The 19,413-nt window shown below is 71.3% G+C and carries 18 protein-coding genes and 2 pseudogenes; 10 read left to right on the top strand and 10 right to left on the bottom strand.

Translation table 11 applies throughout. From position 1 onward, the window contains the following. Positions 1-5 precede the first annotated feature (5 nt). A complete protein-coding gene (locus tag ACGFY9_RS41220) occupies positions 6-1,085 on the top strand; it encodes an Ldh family oxidoreductase (RefSeq protein WP_393763092.1) in 1,080 nt (359 codons plus the stop codon). A gap of 66 nt (positions 1,086-1,151) precedes the next feature. On the opposite strand, the gene ACGFY9_RS41215 is transcribed toward ACGFY9_RS41220, so the two are convergent. The 3 genes from ACGFY9_RS41215 to ACGFY9_RS41205 form a co-directional block, all read right to left on the bottom strand. Next, the gene (locus ACGFY9_RS41215; RefSeq protein WP_393763090.1) at positions 1,152-2,087 is read right to left on the bottom strand and encodes an alpha/beta hydrolase; all 936 of its coding nucleotides are present in this window, start codon (positions 2,085-2,087) and stop codon (positions 1,152-1,154) included. 254 nt (positions 2,088-2,341) lie between these two features. After that, on the bottom strand, positions 2,342-3,352 hold the full coding sequence (locus tag ACGFY9_RS41210; protein ID WP_393763088.1) for a M56 family metallopeptidase: 1,011 nt from the start codon (positions 3,350-3,352) through the stop codon (positions 2,342-2,344). Between the two features lie 4 nt (positions 3,353-3,356). Then, entirely contained in the window at positions 3,357-3,782 is a 426-nt protein-coding gene (locus tag ACGFY9_RS41205) for a BlaI/MecI/CopY family transcriptional regulator (protein WP_393763086.1), read from the bottom strand. A gap of 229 nt (positions 3,783-4,011) precedes the next feature. Here ACGFY9_RS41205 and ACGFY9_RS41200 point away from each other — a divergent pair, with 229 nt between their 5' ends. The 5 genes from ACGFY9_RS41200 (at position 4,012) to ACGFY9_RS41180 (ending at position 8,986) form a co-directional block, all read left to right on the top strand. Further along, on the top strand, positions 4,012-5,409 hold the full coding sequence (locus ACGFY9_RS41200) for a glycosyltransferase (RefSeq protein WP_393763084.1): 1,398 nt from the start codon (positions 4,012-4,014) through the stop codon (positions 5,407-5,409). A 205-nt stretch (positions 5,410-5,614) separates the two neighbouring features. Next, entirely contained in the window at positions 5,615-5,833 is a 219-nt protein-coding gene (locus tag ACGFY9_RS41195) for a hypothetical protein (RefSeq protein ID WP_393763082.1), read from the top strand. Further along, complete coding sequence (locus ACGFY9_RS41190; protein WP_393763080.1) at positions 5,830-6,573, top strand: polysaccharide deacetylase family protein; 744 nt, start codon at positions 5,830-5,832, stop codon at positions 6,571-6,573. The genes ACGFY9_RS41195 and ACGFY9_RS41190 overlap by 4 nt, the downstream gene beginning before the upstream one ends. A gap of 267 nt (positions 6,574-6,840) precedes the next feature. Then, a complete protein-coding gene (locus ACGFY9_RS41185; RefSeq protein WP_393763078.1) occupies positions 6,841-8,298 on the top strand; it encodes a carboxylesterase/lipase family protein in 1,458 nt (485 codons plus the stop codon). Positions 8,299-8,464: 166 nt separating this feature from the next. Beyond that, complete coding sequence (locus ACGFY9_RS41180) at positions 8,465-8,986, top strand: MarR family winged helix-turn-helix transcriptional regulator (protein ID WP_393763076.1); 522 nt, start codon at positions 8,465-8,467, stop codon at positions 8,984-8,986. A gap of 73 nt (positions 8,987-9,059) precedes the next feature. On the opposite strand, the gene ACGFY9_RS41175 is transcribed toward ACGFY9_RS41180, so the two are convergent. Both ACGFY9_RS41175 and ACGFY9_RS41170 read right to left on the bottom strand, forming a co-directional pair. Continuing rightward, positions 9,060-10,124 (bottom strand): dihydrodipicolinate reductase, encoded by a 1,065-nt coding sequence (locus tag ACGFY9_RS41175; RefSeq protein ID WP_393763074.1) that lies wholly within the window; start codon positions 10,122-10,124, stop codon positions 9,060-9,062. Between the two features lie 87 nt (positions 10,125-10,211). After that, positions 10,212-10,877 (bottom strand): TetR/AcrR family transcriptional regulator, encoded by a 666-nt coding sequence (locus ACGFY9_RS41170; protein WP_390162957.1) that lies wholly within the window; start codon positions 10,875-10,877, stop codon positions 10,212-10,214. Positions 10,878-11,022: 145 nt separating this feature from the next. Between ACGFY9_RS41170 and ACGFY9_RS41165 the strand changes: the two are divergent. The 4 genes and pseudogenes from ACGFY9_RS41165 to ACGFY9_RS41150 all read left to right on the top strand — a co-directional run. Then, positions 11,023-11,508: pseudogene (locus ACGFY9_RS41165) on the top strand (acyl-CoA dehydrogenase family protein); the annotation flags it as partial. Positions 11,509-12,023: 515 nt separating this feature from the next. Next, a pseudogene (locus tag ACGFY9_RS41160) lies at positions 12,024-12,557 on the top strand (hypothetical protein); the annotation flags it as partial. Next, on the top strand, positions 12,521-13,054 hold the full coding sequence (locus tag ACGFY9_RS41155; protein WP_393763194.1) for a CoA transferase: 534 nt from the start codon (positions 12,521-12,523) through the stop codon (positions 13,052-13,054). The pseudogene ACGFY9_RS41160 and the gene ACGFY9_RS41155, both read left to right, overlap by 37 nt. Continuing rightward, entirely contained in the window at positions 13,048-14,298 is a 1,251-nt protein-coding gene (locus tag ACGFY9_RS41150) for an amidohydrolase family protein (RefSeq protein WP_393763072.1), read from the top strand. Before ACGFY9_RS41155 ends, ACGFY9_RS41150 begins: the two co-directional genes overlap by 7 nt. 1 nt (position 14,299) lies before the next feature. On the opposite strand, the gene ACGFY9_RS41145 is transcribed toward ACGFY9_RS41150, so the two are convergent. The 5 genes from ACGFY9_RS41145 to ACGFY9_RS41125 are packed head-to-tail and all read right to left on the bottom strand — an operon-like array spanning position 14,300 to position 19,412. Then, positions 14,300-15,061 (bottom strand): SDR family NAD(P)-dependent oxidoreductase, encoded by a 762-nt coding sequence (locus ACGFY9_RS41145; protein WP_393763070.1) that lies wholly within the window; start codon positions 15,059-15,061, stop codon positions 14,300-14,302. A 10-nt stretch (positions 15,062-15,071) separates the two neighbouring features. Continuing rightward, a complete protein-coding gene (locus ACGFY9_RS41140; RefSeq protein WP_393763068.1) occupies positions 15,072-16,220 on the bottom strand; it encodes an acyl-CoA dehydrogenase family protein in 1,149 nt (382 codons plus the stop codon). A gap of 11 nt (positions 16,221-16,231) precedes the next feature. Next, positions 16,232-17,377 carry a thiolase family protein gene (locus ACGFY9_RS41135; RefSeq protein ID WP_393763066.1) on the bottom strand — a complete coding sequence of 382 codons (1,146 nt, stop codon included), beginning with the start codon at positions 17,375-17,377 and terminating at the stop codon, positions 16,232-16,234. After that, positions 17,377-18,213 (bottom strand): enoyl-CoA hydratase/isomerase family protein, encoded by an 837-nt coding sequence (locus tag ACGFY9_RS41130; protein ID WP_393763064.1) that lies wholly within the window; start codon positions 18,211-18,213, stop codon positions 17,377-17,379. The genes ACGFY9_RS41135 and ACGFY9_RS41130 overlap by 1 nt, the downstream gene beginning before the upstream one ends. Beyond that, a complete protein-coding gene (locus ACGFY9_RS41125) occupies positions 18,210-19,412 on the bottom strand; it encodes a CaiB/BaiF CoA transferase family protein (RefSeq protein WP_393763062.1) in 1,203 nt (400 codons plus the stop codon). Before ACGFY9_RS41125 ends, ACGFY9_RS41130 begins: the two co-directional genes overlap by 4 nt. Between the last annotated feature and the right edge of the window lies 1 nt (position 19,413).

Here is a 19,413-nt window from a genome sequence, read left to right as displayed (position 1 = left end):
CCACCATGTCCGACACCGCAACGCCCAAGCCGGGCAAGGTACTTGTCGCCGCCGACGACCTGCGCACCTTCTCCGCCGCACTCCTGGAGAAGGGCGGCCTGAACGCCGAGCAGGCGCGCACCACCGCCGACGTGTTCGTGTGGGCCGCGCTGCGCGGCGTCGACTCGCACGGCATCGCCCGCGTCCCCGCCTACCTGGAGCTGCTGGCCAAGGGCGTGGCCAACGCCGACGCCGACATCAGGATCGAGTCGACTGCCCCGGCCGCGGCCGTCCTTGACGCCGACCGCGCCCCCGGCCCGGTCGCCCTCAGCGCCGCCGCCGACGAGGCGGTCACCCGGGCCAGGATCAGCGGAGTCGCCGCCGTCGGGGTCCGCCGTACCGTCCACACCGGCGCCATCGGCTACTACGTGTCGAAGATCGCCGAGCAGGGACTCGTCGGCATCGGCTATGTCGCCGGGATGCCCAACATGGGCTACACCGGCGTCAAGGGCGCCGCCGTGGCGACCAGCCCGCTCGCCATCGCCGTGCCGGCGGAGTCCCACGCTCCGCTGCTGCTCGACATGGCCACCGCCACCATCGCCCTCGGCAAGATCCGCCAGGCGAAGGCGAGCGGTACCCCGCTGCCCGAGGGCGCGGCGGCCACCGCGGACGGCACCCCGACCACCGACCCCGAACTGGCCGTCATGCCACTGCCGTTGGGCGGCGCCAAGGGCTCCGGGATGTCCCTCGCGTTCGAGCTGCTCACCAGCGTGCTCGTCGGGGCGCCGATCTTCGCCGCGTTCCACTCGGACGACCCGCAGGGCCGCAAGCACCGGCAGAACGCGCTGCTCATCGCCCTCGATCCGGCGGCCTTCGGCGACCCGGACGCCTTCACCGCGGCGGTCGACGAAACGCTGGCCACCCTCAAGCAACTGCCGCCGGCCGACGGTGCGGAGGGTGTCTTCTACCCCGGCGAGCGCAGTGCGACGGTCGCCGAGGGGCGCGGTGCGAAGGGCATCCCCGTCGCGCCCAAGGTATGGCGTGAACTCACCGAGGCGGCGGGGAAGTTCGGCCTCACGCCGCCGGAGCCGGTGCCGGCGGCGTGACCCAGCGGCACTTCGCCGACCGTCCGAGGGGGGTGGTCGGCGAAGTGCGTTGCCGGGGAGGGGGGTTCAGGCGGTGTCCACGGCTTTCTGGAGCTGACGGGCGATCAGGGCATAGGTCTGCAGGGCCCGTTCGTCGTCCGTGCCGTCGTAGCCGTGGTCGGCTCCGGCGACATCGACGTGCTCGACCAGCGCACCCGCCGTCCGCAGCCGGTCGGCGTAGGCGGTGCCCTCCGCCTTGAGGAGGTCGTACTCGGCCGTGATGACCAGGGCCGGGGCGATGCCCTTCAGGTCCGCGGTGTCCGACGGATGCGCGGGCGACACCAGCCGGTCGGCACGCACCTTCGGATCCGGGACGTACGACGTGTCGAAGACCTCCGCCATCCAGGGCCGCAACACGGGCTTGGCGATCGCGGACCGCTTGTCCTTGGCGCTGGTCGCCAGGTCCAGCGGCGGATAGTGCAGCACCTGGAGCGCGATGGAGGGACCGCCCTCCTCCAGCGCCTGCCGGGCCACCGCCGCCGAGAGTCCGCCCCCGGCACTCTGCCCGCCCACTGTGAGCCGGTCCCCGTCCCAGCCCTGCTCTCCGCCGTGCTCGGCGATCCACCGGGCGACCTCGAAGGCCTGCCGGGGCGGCGCGGGGAACGGGTGCTGCGGTGCGACGACGTAGTCGACGTTGATCACGACGACGCCCGCCTCCGCCGCGAGGAAACGGCACAGCGGGTCGTCGAGCTCGGTCAGCGGGACGACGTAGCCGCCGCCGTGGAAGTTCACGTGCACCGGCGGAGGCGGCCCCTCACCGGCCGGCAGATACACCGTGGCGCGTGCTGGGGCGATGCTGGTCGGGATCGTCAACTCCCGTGTCCGGCGCGGAAATTCAGGCAGCCGCTGATGCGAGGAGGCGGCGGAACCACGCCCGCTCGGGCGCCGGTCCGCCATCACGGAAAGACGCTGCAGGGACTTGGCGGCGAGGGCGGCCACCGCCGGCCGGGCCAGAACAGACATGCCGCTCCATTCGTGGAGTGAGCGCGACGGGGGATTCGGGTCTGATCGCCGGGGTGCTGATCGACAGGATTCCTGGCGATGGGTAGGGCGACGATAACACGGGTGTATTGCGCGTGGATGTTGTGATCGGCGCTGTTCAGGGGACGACGTCGGAGGGCTGCGGCTGCGGCTGCGGCTTCGGGTGCGGGGTCGCACCGACCCCAGGTCGGTGTCCCGGAGTGTTCCTCGACGCGGCCACGGCGCCGACCCTGTGGTCAGCGGTGCTGGACGGGCCCCGCCGGCTCCCCGTGGTCGCAGCACACCCCATGCGGCGAGACCGACACCCCCGGCGTCGGCACGGTCGCCGCCTGAGTCGCCACGCATGCCGCATGCTGCGCCGTCTCGATCATCTGCTCGCTGTCGGTCGCGGCGTCGGCCAGGCTCGCGCAGCACACGACGAGCAGGGCGGCGCCCGCGACGAACGGCAGGGCCCGGCGCGGGGGAGGGGGTGCGAGCAGCGCCCGGACCCGCTGCGGTACCGCCCCGCCGGTCGCGGCGAGTGCCGGGCGGGAGCGGTTCGCGGAGGTGGCGAGCGCGGCCCGGCCCACTGCGTGGGCGACGACCGTACGATCGCCGACGCGCACCGCGGCCTCCTCGTCGGCCCAGCGCTCCAGGACGAAGCCGCCCGCCTTGGACAGCGGTCGTAGCAGCGGATTCACGGCGGCGGAGAGCCGCCAGAGGGTCTGGAAGAGATGGTGCCGGCCGCGCAGATGAGCCCGCTCGTGGGCGAGAAGTGCCTCGCGTTCGCGGTCGCCGAGGCAGCGCAGCATCGCGCTCGACACGACGATCCGTCCGGGCGCCCCGGGCAGCGCGAACGCCTCCGGCGACTCGATGTCCAGGACGGCCAACTCCGTGTCGCCGGGCAGGAGCCGGCATTCGCGGCGGGCCCAGCGCAGGTGCCGCAGCTGACGTGTCGCGGCGATGGCGAGGCCCGTGACGGACACGAGGAGGGCGAGGGCGGCGGCACCGGCGACCGTGAGGTAGACCGGGTCGGAGGCGCGCACGGCCGCGACCGACCAGCGGCCCTCCTCGGCGACCTCGGGGAGCTGCGCCAGCCCGGCGAACGCCAGCAACGCCAGGGAGCCCAGCCAGCCCAGCGACGCGACCAGCGCGGCGGAGGCCAGTGACCAGGCGGCCGGGCGCGGCGCCAGCCGGGGGGCGGCGCGGGGTGCGAACACCGCGATGACCATGGTGATCAGAAGGGGGACGTACACGCTGATCAGCACCGGCTCACGGTCCTTCGTCGGTGTGGCCGGTGGGGTGGTGTCCGTCGTGCCCGGAGAGCAGTCGCTGGAGCAACTGCTCGTCCTGTGCGGAGAGTTCGGAGACGAAGCGGGTGAGTACCGCCTCGCGGTCGGTGCCGCGCTCCAGCAGTGAGCGCATCCGTTCCGCGGTGTGGGTCGCCTCGTCCCGGGCCGGCGCGTACGCGTACCCGCGGCCCGCGCGGTGCCGGACGAGCATCCCCTTGTCGTACAGGCGCGACAGGATCGTCAGAACGGTCGTGTACGCGAGGTCCCCGGGCAGCCGGTCCTTGACCTGGCGGGCGGTCTGCGGCTCGTCGGCCCCGTAGAGGGCGGTGAGAACCCCGCTCTCCAGCTCACCGCGCGCCCGCCTGCCGGACGCCGCGCCGGGCTCGTCGTTCTTCCGGTCGTGCACTGTTCACCCCACCGCCTCTCACCGCTCGACGTCCCAGCCTACCCGGGTGCCTACTACGGCCTGTAGGAAGTGCGCCAGGGGCTCGAAGGGATGGACCGAAGGGCCGGAGAGATCGGCCAGGTGGTCGATCAAGGGCTTTGCGAACGCTATCTACTACATGTTGTACGAGCTTACCTACTACATGTTGTAGAGTTTCGCCGCTCCACTCCACCTGCGGAGGAAAAAGCCCATGCCCCACCCCGGAAACACGGTGCGCCGTCCGTCGTCGGCCGAGCGTGTCGTGATCGTCTCGGCGAGTGTCGGAGCCGGTCACGACGGCGCCGCCGCCGAACTGGAACGGCGGCTGGTGGCGGCCGGTCTCACGGTCGACCGGTTCGACCTGCTGGACGTGCTGCCCGCCCGGCTCGGCCGGCTCGTGCGGGACGGCTACCACCGTATGCTCGTCCGGGCACCGTGGGCCTACCAGCGGATCTACAGCAGCACCGAGCGCGCCGGAGGCGGCGGCCCCGTCGCGCGAGCGCTGCTGCGCTCCGCCGAGGAACGGCTGCTGCGCGCCCTCCCCGCCGACACGGGCGCCGTCGTGTCGACCTACCCGGGCGCGAGCCGGGTCCTGGGCAACCTCCGTCTCGACGGCCGGCTGACCGTCCCCGTCCTCACCTACCTCACCGACTTCTCGGTGCACCCGCTGTGGGTGGCCGACGGCGTCGACGTCCACCTCGCGCTGCACGCCGTTCCGGCCGCGCAGGCCCGGGCCGCCGGTGCGCGCGACGTCCGCGTGTGCGGCCCGGTCGCCGACCCGCGCTTCCACCCCGTGGACGCGCCGGAACGTGCCGAGGCCCGCGCCCGCTTCGGCCTGCCTCCAACTGCCCCACTGGCCCTGCTGGTCGCCGGTTCCTGGGGCGTTGGACCGGTCCGGGAGGTCGCCCGTGACCTGCGCGACTGCGGCGCGGCCGTACCGCTCGTGGTCTGCGGCCGCAACGAGACGCTGGCCGGCCAGCTCCGCGCGGACGGCATCGAACACGTCCACGGCTGGGTCGACGACATGCCCGGCCTGATGCACGCGGCCGACGTCCTGGTCCAGAACGCCGGCGGCCTGACCTCCCTGGAGGCCTTCGCCGCCGGCCTGCCCGTCGCCAGCTACGGCTGCATACCCGGCCACGGACTGACCAACGCGGCCGCCCTGGACGAGGCGGGCGTCGCCGCGTGGATCCGTGACCCGGCTCAACTCAAGCACGTACTGGGCGAGTTGATCGACGGTCCGCGCGGGCTGCTGCAACGGGAGGCGGGCCTCGCCCTGTTCGCGGACGGCTCGGACGGAGGCCCAGCCGCCGAGACGGCCAGGATCTGCCGCGCGGACATCGGTCCCGCCACGCCACTCACCACTGGGCCCGCGATCCCGCCCACCACTCGCCGGACCACCCGCCCGACCGCCCGGCGGCTCGCGACCACCACCGCCCTGGCCTGCGCGGTCTGGGCAGGCGCGGTCGGCACGGCGGTCGCCACGACCGAGAGCGGCCCGGGCCTGATGCACGCGATAGGCCAGGGCCTGGACCTCGACGACCTGAGCCACGCCCACCACACGGGCCACGTGTCCCATGGGGGTTATGCGAAGGGGCGTCACGCATGAGCGACGTAGGCCTTCTTCTGACGACCGAGTGCTCCGCACCGCACAACTCCGCTGCCGCGCGCGCCGCTTCCATCGCGGGTGGCGCGAGGAGGCGCCGGGCATGACGACCGCAGGCCTTCTCTCTTACGATCACCGGTGTCATGCCGTGCAACTTCGTTGCCGCGCCCGCCACTTCCACCGCGAGTCGCGCGAGGAGGCGCCAGGCATGACGGCCATGGGCCTTCTCCCTGTGACCGCCCGCGCCGCACCCCGCAACTTCGTTGCCGTGCGCCGCTTCCGCCGCGGGTGGCGCGAGGAGGCGCCGGGCATGACGACCGCAGGCCTCCCCCCGGAGACCGGCTATGCCGCGTCGCGCGTCCACGACGCCGTCCGCTCCGCCCGCGCCGCGTCCGCCGTGAGCTTCACGAAGGGCCGCCTCTCATGACAGCCACCCGTCTCTTCCGTGCGACCGCCCGCGTCGCGCTGCCCGCGCTGCCGATCCTCGCCGTCGCGTACGCCGCCCCCGTCCTCTCCACCTACGGCCCGCTGCGCAACCGCGTGATGCCCCGCCTCTCCGGCCGTGGTCGGCCGGACCATGTGGCGCTCACCTTCGACGACGGGCCCGACCCGCTGTCCACCCCGCTGTTTCTGCGCCTGCTCGACGAGCGCCGGGTGCATGCCACGTTCTTTCTCCTCGGCAGCCAGGCGGTACGCGCTCCGGGTCTGGTCCGCGAGATCGCCGCCGCCGGACACGAGATCGCCGTTCACGGCTGGCTGCACCGCCCGCTGCTGCTGCGCGGCCCCCGCGCCACCCACGACGACCTGGCCCGCGCCCGCGACACGGTCGGCGACCTCACCGGGCGCGCGCCACGGCTCTTCCGCCCGCCCTACGGCGTGATGTCGACCGCCGCCCACCTCGCGGCCCGCCGCCTGGACCTCACGCCGGTGCTGTGGACGGCCTGGGGCGAGGACTGGAGGGCGCGCGCCACACCCGAGTCGGTCCACCGGACGGTCACCGAGGACCTGCGCGGCGGTGGCACGGTCCTGCTGCACGACTCCGACTGCACCTCGGCCCCCGGCAGTTGGCGCGCCACCCTCGGCGCCGTGCCCCGCATCCTCGACACCTGCGCGCTGCGGGGCCTGTCCGTGGGTCCGCTGCGGGAGCATGCTGTGGATCTGCTCTGAAGTCGACAATATTGTCGGCGCTCCCGGTCGGGCGGAATTTACGTTCGCAAGTACCTAGACCAGGGAGCCCCCCATGCTTTCGAACGCCATGAACCGTCGGACTTTCCTCAACGGGTCGCTGACCGTCGCCGCGACGGCCGCACTCGCCGGTACAGGAACGAGCGCCGGCGCGGCGGACCGCACGACCTCCGGAACCCCGCTCACCGGACCGCTCCGGATCGACACCGGCCGTGTGTCCGGCGTGGCCTCCCTCGTCTCCGGCGTCCCGTGTTCAAGGGCCTGCCGTACGCGGCGACCACGGCGGGTGCCAACCGCTGGCGCCCACCGAAGCGGGCGACACCCTGGACCGGCGTGCGCGTCGCCGGCACCTTCGGGGACATCTGCCCCCAGCAGATGACGGGTTCGGCCTCGGTCACGATGAGCGAGGACTGCCTCAACCTCAACGTCTGGACTGGCGCGGCGAGTTCACGCGAGAAGCGCCCGGTCCTGGTCTGGATCTACGGCGGCCGGTTCACCGGCGGCTACGCTTCCGACCCCGGTTTCGACGGCGCGGGCCTCGCCGCCAAGGGTCTGGTCGTGGTGACCCTCAACTACCGCACGGGAGCGTTCGGGTTCCTCTCCACCCTCGAACTCAGCGCGGAGTCCGGTCACCAGGCGTCCGGCAACTACGGTCTCCTGGACCAGATTTCGGCCCTGCGCTGGGTACGGCGCAACATCTCCGCGTTCGGCGGCGACCCGAACCGCGTGACCATCGCCGGTCAGTCGGCGGGCGGTGCCTCGGTGATGCACCTCATCTACTCCCCGCTCGCCAAGGGCCTGTTCCAGGGCGCGATCTCCGAGAGCGGCGGCGCCCGCGCCACCGGCGGCCCCGAGATCGCGGCGCTGGCGGCGTCGTACCGCATGCTGGAAACGGCGGAGAGCCAGGGCACCGCGTACGTCACCGTGCTCGGCGCCACCTCGCTGACCGCTCTCCGGGCCCTGGACAGCACCAAGTTGATGGCCGGTCAGAACGCCAACGACACCACGGTCAACGGGCCGGTGAACGGCAACCCGCCGGAGTTCCGCCCGGTCCTCGACGGCTGGGTCAAGCCGTGGACGTACGAACAGGCCTTGGCGGGCGGCCACTTGGACGACGTGCCCGTACTGGCCGGCGGCAACAAGGACGAGAACGGCGCCTCCCCGACCCCGACGGTGAAGCTCGCGGACTATGTGAGCACCGCCGAGAAGGAGTACGGCACTCTCGCCGACGAGTTCCTGAAGCTCTACCCCGCCACCACCGACACGGAGGCGGGCCAGGCCCGCAACGCCTCCGCCCGCGAGGGCTCACGCGTCTCCGCGAACCTGTGGGCGGCCGAGTGGGCGAAGACGGCGAAGAGCCCGGTGTTCACGTACTACTGGGAGCATCTCCCGCCGACCGCGACCGGGGCCAAGTCCCGTGGCGCCTACCACGATTCGGAGATCAACTACGTCTTCGACAACCTCTACGCCACCAGCCTGCCCTGGACCGACGAGGACCGCACGATCGCCGACACCCTGTCCGACTACGTGGTGAACTTCGCAACTCACGGCGACCCCAACGGCTCCGGCCTCACCCGCTGGCACGCGGCGAACCACCGCTTCGCGACCACGATGGAACTCGGCGGCCGCTTCGGCTCGCTCGCCCTCGCGGACGCGGCCAAGGTGGACTTCTTCGAGCGGTTCTTCGCGGGCCAGAAGCGCTGGTGACGCTTCGCTGAGGTGGGCCCGGAAGCGGAAGCGGGAACGGGAACGGGGCGGGGAGCGGGGGCGGCGGAGAGGCGGAACGCCCGGCAAGTACTCTCTCCGCGGTACGCGCGCCAAGCGAATGCAGTAATTTACTTGAGTTACGCAACAATATGGTAAAGTGGGTCGCATGTCCACACCAGCGATCCCCGAAGCCCCCGCCTCCCCGGAGGTGACCGAGATCGAGCGAGCCCTCACTCGGATCACCTACCTGAGCACGCGCGCCCGCCAGCACGACCGGCTTATGGCCCTCGCCGGTGTGCCTCTGGACCGCGCGGCGGTGGCGTTGCTGCGGCAGGTCGCCGACTCCGACCCGCTGCGTCCGGGGGAGCTGGCCCATCGCCTCGGGGTCGAGGCCTCGCATGTGACGCGGACGGTGCAGCAGCTCCAGAAGTCCGGCTACGTCACCCGCGTGCCCGACCCCGACGACCGCCGCGCCCAGCGGATCGAGCTGACCGAGGCCGGCCGGAAGGCCGTGAGCAGTGTCCGGGACGCCGGTGCGCGCGGCATGCAAATGGCCCTCTCGGAGTGGTCGACGGATGAACTGCAGCAGCTGGCAACGCTGTTCCACCGCATGGTCGACGACTTCCTGAAGTACGCGATCGACGATGACGGCGAGCCTGAGGTCGTGGCGCCGGCCGACGCGGTCTAGTTTCCTGGCCGGTGCGGGTCGTCTCGGTGCCGGGTGCGGACCGGGTGAGCCCCGGACCCGGGTCGCGTCGGCGTCACCCGAGGTCGGCGACGATCTGCGGGAGGTCGGCCGTGGTGCGGATTCCGGGGGCTGCCGCGCAGACGAACGGCACGGCGTTCACCGCACGGTTCGCGGTGTAGGACGGGGACATCGCCGCCATGCGGTCGAGGGGCACGGGGAACCTCAGGTCGATGTCGAGCGGCGCGTCTCCCTCGACCGAGACGTGCCAGCCGGTCGCGCGGAGATCCCAGGCGGGGTCGAGGTCGGTGGTGCAGTACCAGTTGGCGCGGAACCGCAGCAAGGGTTGGCCCTTCCGCAGGCCGGACACGGTGATCCGCTGCGCGGCCACCGTGCCGACCGGCAGCGTGCCCGCGGCAATCCGGGTGGCGCGCCGGGCAGTTGCGACCTCGCCGACCGCCTCCACCGAGTCGAGTGGTGTCGAGAGCGCCTCGGCGAGCAGCCGCAACGACGGGCCGAAGCTGTCGCGCAGTCCGGCCAGGCGCTGTTCGCCGAACTCGGCAGGGGGCCGGCCGAAGCCCATCACCTCGAACAGCAGCCCGGGGGAGTCCCGTTGGGAGAGATCCGCGAACTCGTCGATCGTCAGCGCGTCGAGCCGCCGCTGGATCGAGGTGAGCGCGAGCGGCAGCGCCTCCGTGATGAATCCGGGACTGCTGCCCGTGCTGTGCACCGAGGTCCCGCCCCGCTCGCACGCGTCCTCGATCCGCTTTCGCGTGACCGGGTCGAGGCTGGGCGCGTGATGGAACTCGCCGCGCGTCGACACGACGTTCACACCTGACGAGAGCAGCGTGCACACCTCATCGAAATCGCAGGTGCGCGGGGTGTGGAGGACGCAGTCGGCGCCGAGCGCCAGGATCTCGTCGATGTCGTGCGTCGCGACGATCCCGGTGGTGCCGGCCCCGCCGCCGCCGCTCAACTCACCCGCGTCCAGACCTGCTTTGGCCGGGGTGTGGACATACACCCCGGCCAGGGTCAGATTCGGATGCTCCAGTACGGCACGCATCGTGCGGGCGCCGATGTTCCCGGTGGCCCACTGTACGACTCGGTAGCGCTGCACTCCATGCCGTAGCGGCTCGGTCATCGCCCACCCCTCGTTCCGGTGCGCGAGAACCGTACTCTCCGCTGTGAAGAGCGTCAATCACATCGACGGATACCCGTCAGTCGTCCGTCAGTTGTGCACGGGGACGCCCGAGAGGCCGCCGAGACAGAACTGCCAGACCTCCTCGGCGGTGACCGGAGCCGCGTGGCTGCCGGCCGGAACTCCGTTGCCCTGCGCGACGAACATGACCGTCTGCATCAGGATCGAGGCCTGGCGGCGGGGCTTCCCGGCGGGGATGACGCCGGCGTCCTCGGCCTGTTCGACCAGCTCCGTGAACACCTGGTGCAGGGGGAGATGAGCGGTCGCCACCTGCGCGGGATGCTTCACCAGGAGCTGGAGCGCGAAGTCGCTGAACAGGGGGCGCTCCACACCGGGGTTGGAAAGCGACTGCTCGAACAGCATCGTCACGCCGAGCCGCAGTGCCTGGAGCGGATCCGACTGGGAACCGGCCGTTTCGCGGATCTCCGCCGCCGACTTGGACAGCGCGTCCTCGAACAGGGCGAGCAGCAGCTCGTGTTTGCCGTCGAAGTGCTGGTAGAAGCTGCGCAGTGACTGTTTGGAGCGGTCCACGACCTCCTGGACCGTGAAGTCCGTCGTCCGCTTCTCCGCGATGAGTTCCTGCGCCGCATCGAGGAAGCGCTGCACACGTTGTTCGGCGCGGAGCTTGGCGGCACGGGTGGAACGCTCAACGGCGCGCTGGCGCCAGGCTGGTTGTTCTTCGGGGACAGCTGTCACTTGAAGAACGATACTCCACTTCAGCGGTAACACCTCGGCTTCCCCTACCGAAGGACGCACTGCAAGTTTCGAGACTCTTACTTGCGTGAGATGAGAATGATAGTCTCACTGCCATCCGTCCGGGTTGGCAGGAGGTTCGTCTGACATGGCATGGGACTTTTCCACCGAGCCGGAGTTCGAGGAGAAACTGGAGTGGATCCGGAGGTTCCGCTCCGAGCGCGTGGAGCCGCTGGACCTGCTCCATCCCGACCGGGCGTACCACCCGCTCGACGACGAACTCGGCCCGATCGTCCGGGCGTTGAAGCAACAGGTGCGTGACGAGGGCCTGTGGGCACCGCACCTCGGCCCCGAACTCGGCGGGCGCGGCTTCGGCCAGGTCAAGCTGGCGCTCATCAACGAGATCCTGGGCCAGTCGAGTTGGGCCCCCGTCATCTTCGGCACAGCCGCACCCGACACCGGCAACGCCGAGATCATCGCCCGCTACGGCACCGACGAGCAGAAGGAGCGCTACCTCCAGCCGTTGCTCGAAGGCGAGTGCTTCTCCTGCTTCTCCATGACCGAGCCGCAGGTCGGCGCCGACCCCACGATGTTCACCACCCGCGCCGAACGCGACGGCGACGAGTGGGTCATCAGGACAACCGGGGGCCGTCACGGCCGAGCCGTACGGGAGCCTCGGCGGGACGGGGGGTACGCCGGGGCGCGGCGGCCAGCCAAGCCCGGAAGTCCACTCCGCCCTGAAGCGTCGAGTACGCGAGGGATTCGAGAACCAGCCTGTCCGGGGTCGAGAGCCCGCCGCCCATCCGCAGCACCTGCACGAGAGCGACGGCCGCGGCGGGTCGGCTCTCGACGAGGTCACCCAGCTGCCGGGCCGTGGCATACGGATCCGCGCACCCCACCCACGGCCGGGGTGGATCGGGAACGCCGGTGAGCAGGATGTCGAGGCCCTCCACCGCATCCGTGGGTTCCGCCGCCACGCCGATCGCGACGCGGTCCCGTTCACGCCGTTCAGTTTCATGCGCGGGGGCGGGGTCGTCGGGGGTGTGGTCCAGATCGATGATCACGAAGGGCGGCTCCACGGTGATCTCCCTCCAGGCGTGGACCGGAGTGTAATTTGGGATCACCTCGGGAGAGAAGGGGGTTCGACTCATGGAGAATCGCGCTCTCCACGACTGGATGGACTCCGTCGAGCCGTTTCTGGACCCCCTCGCCGACACAGCCCGCTCGTTCACGGAACTAACGGGCGTGCCCGTCGACCTGCCGACCGCTCTGTTCCTACGGGCCCAACTGGCTGGCCTGGAACGGCCGGGCAGGACATCCGCCAACGGTTCCTGCCACCTCCTCCAAACCGCCGACGGCTGGGCCGCTGTGAACCTGGCCCGCCCCGACGACCTGGCCGCCGTACCCGCACTGCTGGCGCTTCTCGGCTCACCTGATGAGCCCGGCGGCCTGCGCACGGCGGTTCGACGGGTCGCGGCGGCCGAAGTCGTCGAGGCCGCGCAGCTGCTCGGCATCGCCGCCGCGCTACCGGGATCGACTCAGGGCACACGGCCCGCGGTGCACGCCGAGCGGTTCGGGGAACGGCGTAGCCGCGCGATGGCGGAGATACGGATCGTCGACTTCTCCGCGCTCTGGGCGGGGCCGCTGTGCGCACGGCTGCTGGGGCTGTCGGGGGCGCGGGTGGTGAAGGTGGAGAGCGCGACGCGACCCGACGGTGCGCGCTTCGGGACGCCCGCCTTCTATCGCTGGCTGCACGACGACACGACAACCTGGTCGTGGATTTCGCCCCGGGTGCGCTGGACGAGATCGTCGCCGAGGCCGACGTCGTCATCGAGGCGTCACGGCCGAGCGCGCTGCGCCGACTCGGCCTCCGCGCCGAGGAGTTCCTCGCCGCCCGTCCCGGCCGGGTGTGGGTCGGCATCACCGGATACGGACGCGAGAACGACCGTATCGCTTTCGGAGACGACGCTGCCGTGGCCGGCGGTCTGACCGGCGTCGACCCGAACGGCGACCCCGTCTTCCTTGGAGATGCGCTCGCCGATCCCGTCACCGGTGTGTTCGCTGCTCATGCTGCGGCCCGTTCCCTCGCCGCAGGGGGCGGAGAACTGCTCTGCGTCTCCATGGCGGCCTGCGCCGCGACACTCACGGACGCACGAACCCGGGTCCACCCGCCGTGCTGATCAGGAACGTGGAGATCGAGGGCCACGAGGCGGTGGTGGACGTACGGATCGACGGCGGGCGGATCGCCGAGATCGCGCCTGCGCTGCCGGGGCCGGGCGACGTGGACGGCCGGGGCGGTGCGTTGCTGCCGGGCCTGCACGACCACCACGTACACCTCGCGGCGCTGGCCGCCGACGCCGCCTCCGTGCGGGTCGGGCCGACGGACGTACACGACCGAACGGCGTTTGCGGCGGCCTTGGTTGGCGGGCCGCCGGGGGAGTGGGTGCGGGCGGTCGGCTATCACGAGAGTGTCGCGGGGGAGTTGGACCGGTGGGTGCTCGACGCGCTCGCGCCGGACCGGCCGGTACGGGTGCAGCACCGGACCGGTGCGCTGTGGGTCTGGAACAGCGCCGCGCTGCGGGCGGTCGGGCTGGACGGCGACGGGCGGTTCTGGCGCGAGGACGAGCGGCTGCGCGGTTTTGTGCCGCCCGTACGGCTGGACCTGGAGGGGGTCGGGCGGCGCGCGGCGGCGCTCGGCGTCACCGGGTTCACCAACGCTGATCCGCATCCCGCGAGCGGGCTCACCCAGATGCTGGCGATCCTTCCACAACGGCTCCTGGTGATGGGCGTCGAGGAGCCCGTGAAGCTGATGCTCGACGATCCGACACTCCCCACTCCCGCCCAACTCGCCCGCACCATAGGGGAGATCAGACCCCGGCCGGTCGCCGTGCACTGTGTGACCCGGGTGCAGTTGCTGGTGACGCTGATCGCCCTGGACGAGGTGGGACCGGCCGACGGCGACCGGATCGAGCACGGGTCGGTGATCCCGGCCGAGACGATTCCCTGGCTGCGGAGGCTCGGGGTGACGGTCGTGACCCAGCCCCACTTCCCGGTCGAGCGGGGCGCGGCGTACGCCACCGACGTGGACGCCGACGACCGCCCCCACCTCTACCGTTGCCGGACCCTGATCGAGGCGGGCGTCCCGGTCGCCGCCGGCACCGACGCGCCGTATGGCACCTCGGACCCCTGGGCCGTCATGCGGGCCGCGACCGAAGGGGGCGACGCGGAACGACTCCAACCCCGGGCGGCGCTACGGCTGTTCACCGGTGAGCCCCAACACCCGGCGCGGACACGCCGGTTGACGGTCGGGTCGGCCGCCGACCTGTGCCTGCTCCATGTACCGCTGCGCGAGGCCCTCCACACGCTGACCGGGGAACTGGTCCGTGCCGCTTACGTGGCCGGCCGACGTATCAGCCCTTCGTGACCTACACGCTGTAGCCGCCGTCAACTCCCAATGCCTGTCCGGTGATGAACCCGGCCCGGTCCGAGGCGAGGAACGCGACCGCCTCCGCGATGTCGGTCGCATCGCCGAAGCGGCGCAGCGGGATGTTGCGCCGGGTGACGGCGAGGGCGGCCTCGTCCAGTTCGCCGGAGCTGATCAGACGGCCGGCGATACCGTCGTTGAGCATGCCGGGCGCCACGCAGTTCACGCGGACGCCGTAGCGGCCCTCCTCGGCGGCGAGCGCCCGGGCGACCGCCTCGACCGCGCCCTTCGCGCCCGACGACAGCCCGTCCCGGACCGGGAAGCGGCGGGTCGCGACGGTCGTGACGGCGACGATGTTGCCCCGGCTCTCGCGCAGCAACGGCAGCGCGGGATGCACCAAGTTGAAGAACGCCACGGCGTCGCCTTCGAGTTGGGCGCGGTACTCGCTCGGCGTCACCTTGCTCAGGTGCCGCATGGGTACGTGCGGGCCCGCCGCGTACACGAGGGTGTGGATGCCGCCGCTCACCCCCGACACGGCCTCGGCTGTGGCGGACTCGTCGGTCAAGTCCACTCGCAGCGGCCGGACGTGACGGCCCAGCTTCGTGACCTCGGCGGCCACGGCGTCCGCCGCCTCCTGGTTGGCGCGGTAGGTGAACACGATGTCGCTGCCGCGCTCGGCGAGGAGCCGGACTACCGCCGCCCCGATTCCGCCCGAGCCGCCCGCGACGAACGCGACACCTGGTCTGCTGGAGAACTCCGGCACCGTAACCGCCTCACAATCCGAGGGACTTGGCGATGATGACCTTCATGACCTCGCTGGTACCGGCGTAGATGCGGGTGATGCGTGCGTCCGCGTAGAGCCGGGCGATGGGGTATTCCAGCATGTAGCCGTAGCCGCCGAACAGTTGCAGGCAGCGGTCGACCGCGCGAGCCTGCATCTCGGTGCAGAACAGCTTGACCTTGGCGGCGTCGGGTCCGCTCAGTTCGCCGGCGACGAGGTCGAGCACCGCACGGTCCAGCATCGCCTGCGCGGCCTCGATCTCGGCTGACACGGCGGCGAGTTCGAACTTCGTGTTCTGGAAGGAGGCGACCGTCTTTCCGAACGCCTTGCGTTCCTTGACGTACGAGATCGTCGTGTCCAGGGCAGCTCGTGCCTGCGCGACCGAGCCGACAGCCACCGTCATCCGCTCCTGCGGCAGGTTGTTGCCCAGATAGCCGAACGCGGCGCCCTCCTCGCCGAGCCGGTTGGCGACCGGGACCCGTACGTCGTCGAAGGCCAACTCCACTGTGTCCTGCACCTTGATGCCCATCTTGTGCAGCACCCGGCCGCGCGTGAAGCCGGGCATGCCGTCCTCGACGACCAGCAGGGTGAGCCCGGCGCGGCGGTTGTCCGGGTCGGTCGACGTACGCGCCACGACGATCACCAGGTCGGCGAGGAGGCCGCCGGTGATGAATGTCTTCGCGCCGTTGAGAATGTACGAGTCCCCGTCGCGCACGGCCGTCGTACGGATCCCCGCGAGATCGGAGCCCGTGCCCGGCTCGGTCATCGCGATGGCGGTCAGCAACGTTCCGGAGGCAAGGCCCGGGAACCAGCGTTCGCGCTGATCCTGGTCGGCGTAGGAGAGGAAGTATGGCAGTACGACGTCGAGTTGGGTGCGCACGGTGCCCAACGTCACCAGGGCGCGCGCCGATTCCTCTTGGAGAACGACGTTGTAGCGGTAGTCGGCGAGGCTGGCTCCGCCGTACTCCTCGGGGACGGCCGTACCCAACAGGCCCAGCGAGCCCAGCTGTTCGAAGAGCGCGCGGGGGAGCCGGCCGGCCTCCTCCCACTCGGCGTAGTGGGGGACCACCTCCTTGCCGATGAAGTCCCGCGCGAGCCGGCGGAAGGCCTCGTGGTCGTCGGTGAAGACGTCTCGGCGCACAACATCCCCTGTCAGGAAGCGAGTTCGACGACGGTGGCGTTGGCGGTGCCGCCGCCCTCGCACATGGTCTGCAGGCCGTAGCGGATCCCGTGGTCCCGCATGTGGTGGATCATGCGGGTCATCAGGACGGCGCCCGACGCGGCGAGCGGGTGTCCGAGCGCGATGGCGCCGCCGAGCGGGTTGAGCAACGCCGGCTCCGCGCCGGTCTCGGCCAGCCAGGCGAGCGGGATCGGCGCGAAGGCCTCGTTGACCTCGAAGACGCCCACTTCCGGGAGGCCGACACCTGCCTTGCGCAGCACCTTCCCGGTCGCCGGGATCGGTCCGGTCAGCATGAGGACCGGGTCGGAACCGGTGACCACGCCCGCGCGGTAGCGGACGATCGGCGTCAGGCCCAGCTCGCGTGCTTTTTCAGGGGTGGTGACCAGCAGGGCGGCGGCCCCGTCGGAGATCTGGGAGGAGTTGCCCGCGTGGATCACCCCGTCCTCCTGGAAGGACGGTCTCAGCCGCGCGAGAGTGTCGACGCGGGTACCGCGCCGTATGCCCTCGTCCGCGGTCACCGTGTTCGTGCCGTCGGTCACCGGCACGATCTGCGCGTCGAACGCCCCGCCGTCCTGCGCGGCCGCCGCCCGCTCGTGCGACAGCGCGGAGAACTCGTCGAGGACACCCCGGTCCAGTCCCCACTTCTGCGCGATCTTCTCGGCGGAGATGCCCTGGTTGAAGGGGAACCCCTCGTAACGGGCGAGGACTTGGGGGCCGTACGGCATCCCGCCGGCCCGCGAGGCGCCGAGCGGTATCCGGCTCATCACCTCGACGCCGCCCGCCACCACGACGTCCTGCTGGCCGGACATGACCGCCTGGGCGGCGAAGTCCAGCGCCTGCTGACTCGATCCGCAGGCACGGTTCACCGTGGTCCCCGGGATGGTCTCGGGCCAGCCCGCGGCCAGCACCGCGTAGCGGCCGATGTTGCTCGACTGGTCGCCCAACTGGCCGACACAGCCCCACACCACGTCGTCGACGACCTCGGGGTCAAGACCCGTGCGGTCGACAAGGGCCTGAAGGACGACGGCGGAGAGGTCGGCCGCGTGCACACCGGCCAGCCCGCCGTTCCGTCTGCCGACGGCGGTGCGGACCGCCTCCACCACCACTGCCTCACGCATCACGTGTCCTCCGTAGCTGTCGGCACGGCCGTTCCTGGCACCGCTGTTCCGGGGACCGCCCAGCGCCCCGTGTAGCGAGGCGGGCGCTTCTCCACGAAGGCGGCGTACGCCTCCGGAACGTCTGCCGTGGCGAAGTTCATGGCCTGCGCTCGTGCCTCGCCGGCAAGGGCCTCGCGCAGGGTGCGATCGGCGTTCTCGTTGAGGAGCGCCTTGTTCTGCGCGAGCGCGACCGGCGCTCCGGCCACCAGCCGCGCGGCGAGGTCGTCCGCGAAGGCGTCGATCTTGTCGGCGTCCACGACCCACGTCACCAGGTTCAGGGCGCGGGCCTCCTCGGCGTCGATCGTCTCGGCCAGCAGCACGAGTCGCTTCGCCTGCTGCAACCCCACCAGCTTCGGCAGCAGCCACGAGCCGCCGCAGTCCAAGGACAGGGCGCGGCGCGCGAAGATCTGCGAGAACGTGCTTTCCGGAGTCGCCACGACGAAGTCGCAACCCAGGGCGAGGTTCCAACCCGCCCCGACCGCCACGCCGTTGACCTTGGCGATGGTGGGGATCGGCAGCTCGTGCAGCAGCAGCGTGACCTCGCTCAGGGTCCGCATCCGGTACAGCGGGTGCTCGCCGCTGACGCCCTTGCGGATGTCGGCCCCGGAGCAGAACGCGCCGCCGGCACCGGTCAGGACCAGCGCACGCACCGTACGGTCGCTGCCCGCCGCGGAGAGTGCCGTTCTCAGGGCGTCCCAGAGTTCGGCGTCGATCGCGTTCTTACGGTGGGGCCGGTTCAGGGTGAGTGTCCGCACGCCGTCGGCGTCGCCGGTCAGCAGTACCGGTTCCCCGGTCACCGGACCGCTTTCTGCGCACGGAGAACGGCGATCTCCTCGTCCGCCAGGCCGAGTTCGGCGAGTACGGCGTCCGTGTGCTGGCCGAGAGCGGGAATCGCGCCCATCGGCGGGTCGTACCCGGCGATGACCGGAGGTGGCAGCAGCGCCGGGACCGGACCCGACGGTGTGTCGATCTCGCGCCAGCGGTCGCGGGCCTGCAGATGGGGGTGGGCGATGACGTCGCTGGGCGTGTTGTAGCGGGAGTTGCCGATCCCGGCCGCGTCCGCACGGTTCTGTACATGGGCGAGGTCGTGCCGCGCGCACCAGGCGCTGATCTCCGGGTCCAGCAGTGCACGGTGCTCCACCCGCCCGGCGTTGCTGCCGAAGCGCGGGTCGTCCGCCAGGTCCGGCCGGTCGATCAACTCCCTTGCCAGGCGCTGCCATTCACGGTCGTTCGTCGTGCCGAGGATCACCGTGTGACCGTCGGCGGTCCGGTGGGCGCCGTACGGTGCGACGGCGGGGGAGCTCATGCCGAGCGGTTGTTGTTCGATGCCGGAGTGCTGGGTGTAGGTGAGGGGATAGCCCATCAGCTCCGTCATCGTGTCGAACAGGCTCACCGCGACGGACGAGGCCGTGGGCCCGGGCCCCACTCCGCGTTCCCTGCCGTACAGCAACGCGACGATCGACAGGGCGGCGTACAGGCCGCTGCACACGTCGGCCATCGGCGGCCCCGGTTTGGCCGGTGCCCCGGGGTGGCCCGTCACCGCGCAGGCGCCCGACTCGGCCTGTACGAGGAGGTCGTAGGCGCGCTTGTGGGAGAGGGGGCCGCCGGGGCCGTAGCCGTCGATCTCGACGGCGATGAGATCGGGGTGACGGGTCTTCAAGTCGCCTGGGGAGATGCCGAGTTTGGCCGTGGTGCCGGGTGTGAGGTTGGAGACGAGGACGTCGGCGCGTTCCAGCAGGCGGTGCAGGACGCCCATTCCGCCGGGTGACTTCAGGTCCAGAGCCACCGACTCCTTGCCCCGGTTGACCCAGACGAAGTGCGCTCCCAGGCCCTTGACCACATCGTCGTAGTGTCGGGCGAAGTCGCCCCCCTTGGGGTTCTCCACCTTGATCACGCGGGCGCCGAAGTCGCCGAGCGTGCGGGAGCACATCGGAGCCGAGATCGCCTGCTCCAGCGCGACCACGGTGATTCCGGCCAGTGGCCCGGTCGCCGTCATG

It is taken from the genome of Streptomyces sp. NPDC048504 (genome assembly GCF_043200035.1).
GTDB lineage: Bacteria > Actinomycetota > Actinomycetes > Streptomycetales > Streptomycetaceae > Streptomyces.
The sequence above is the reverse complement of the archived record's forward strand: the minus strand, read 5'-3'. Positions and strand labels throughout refer to the sequence as shown.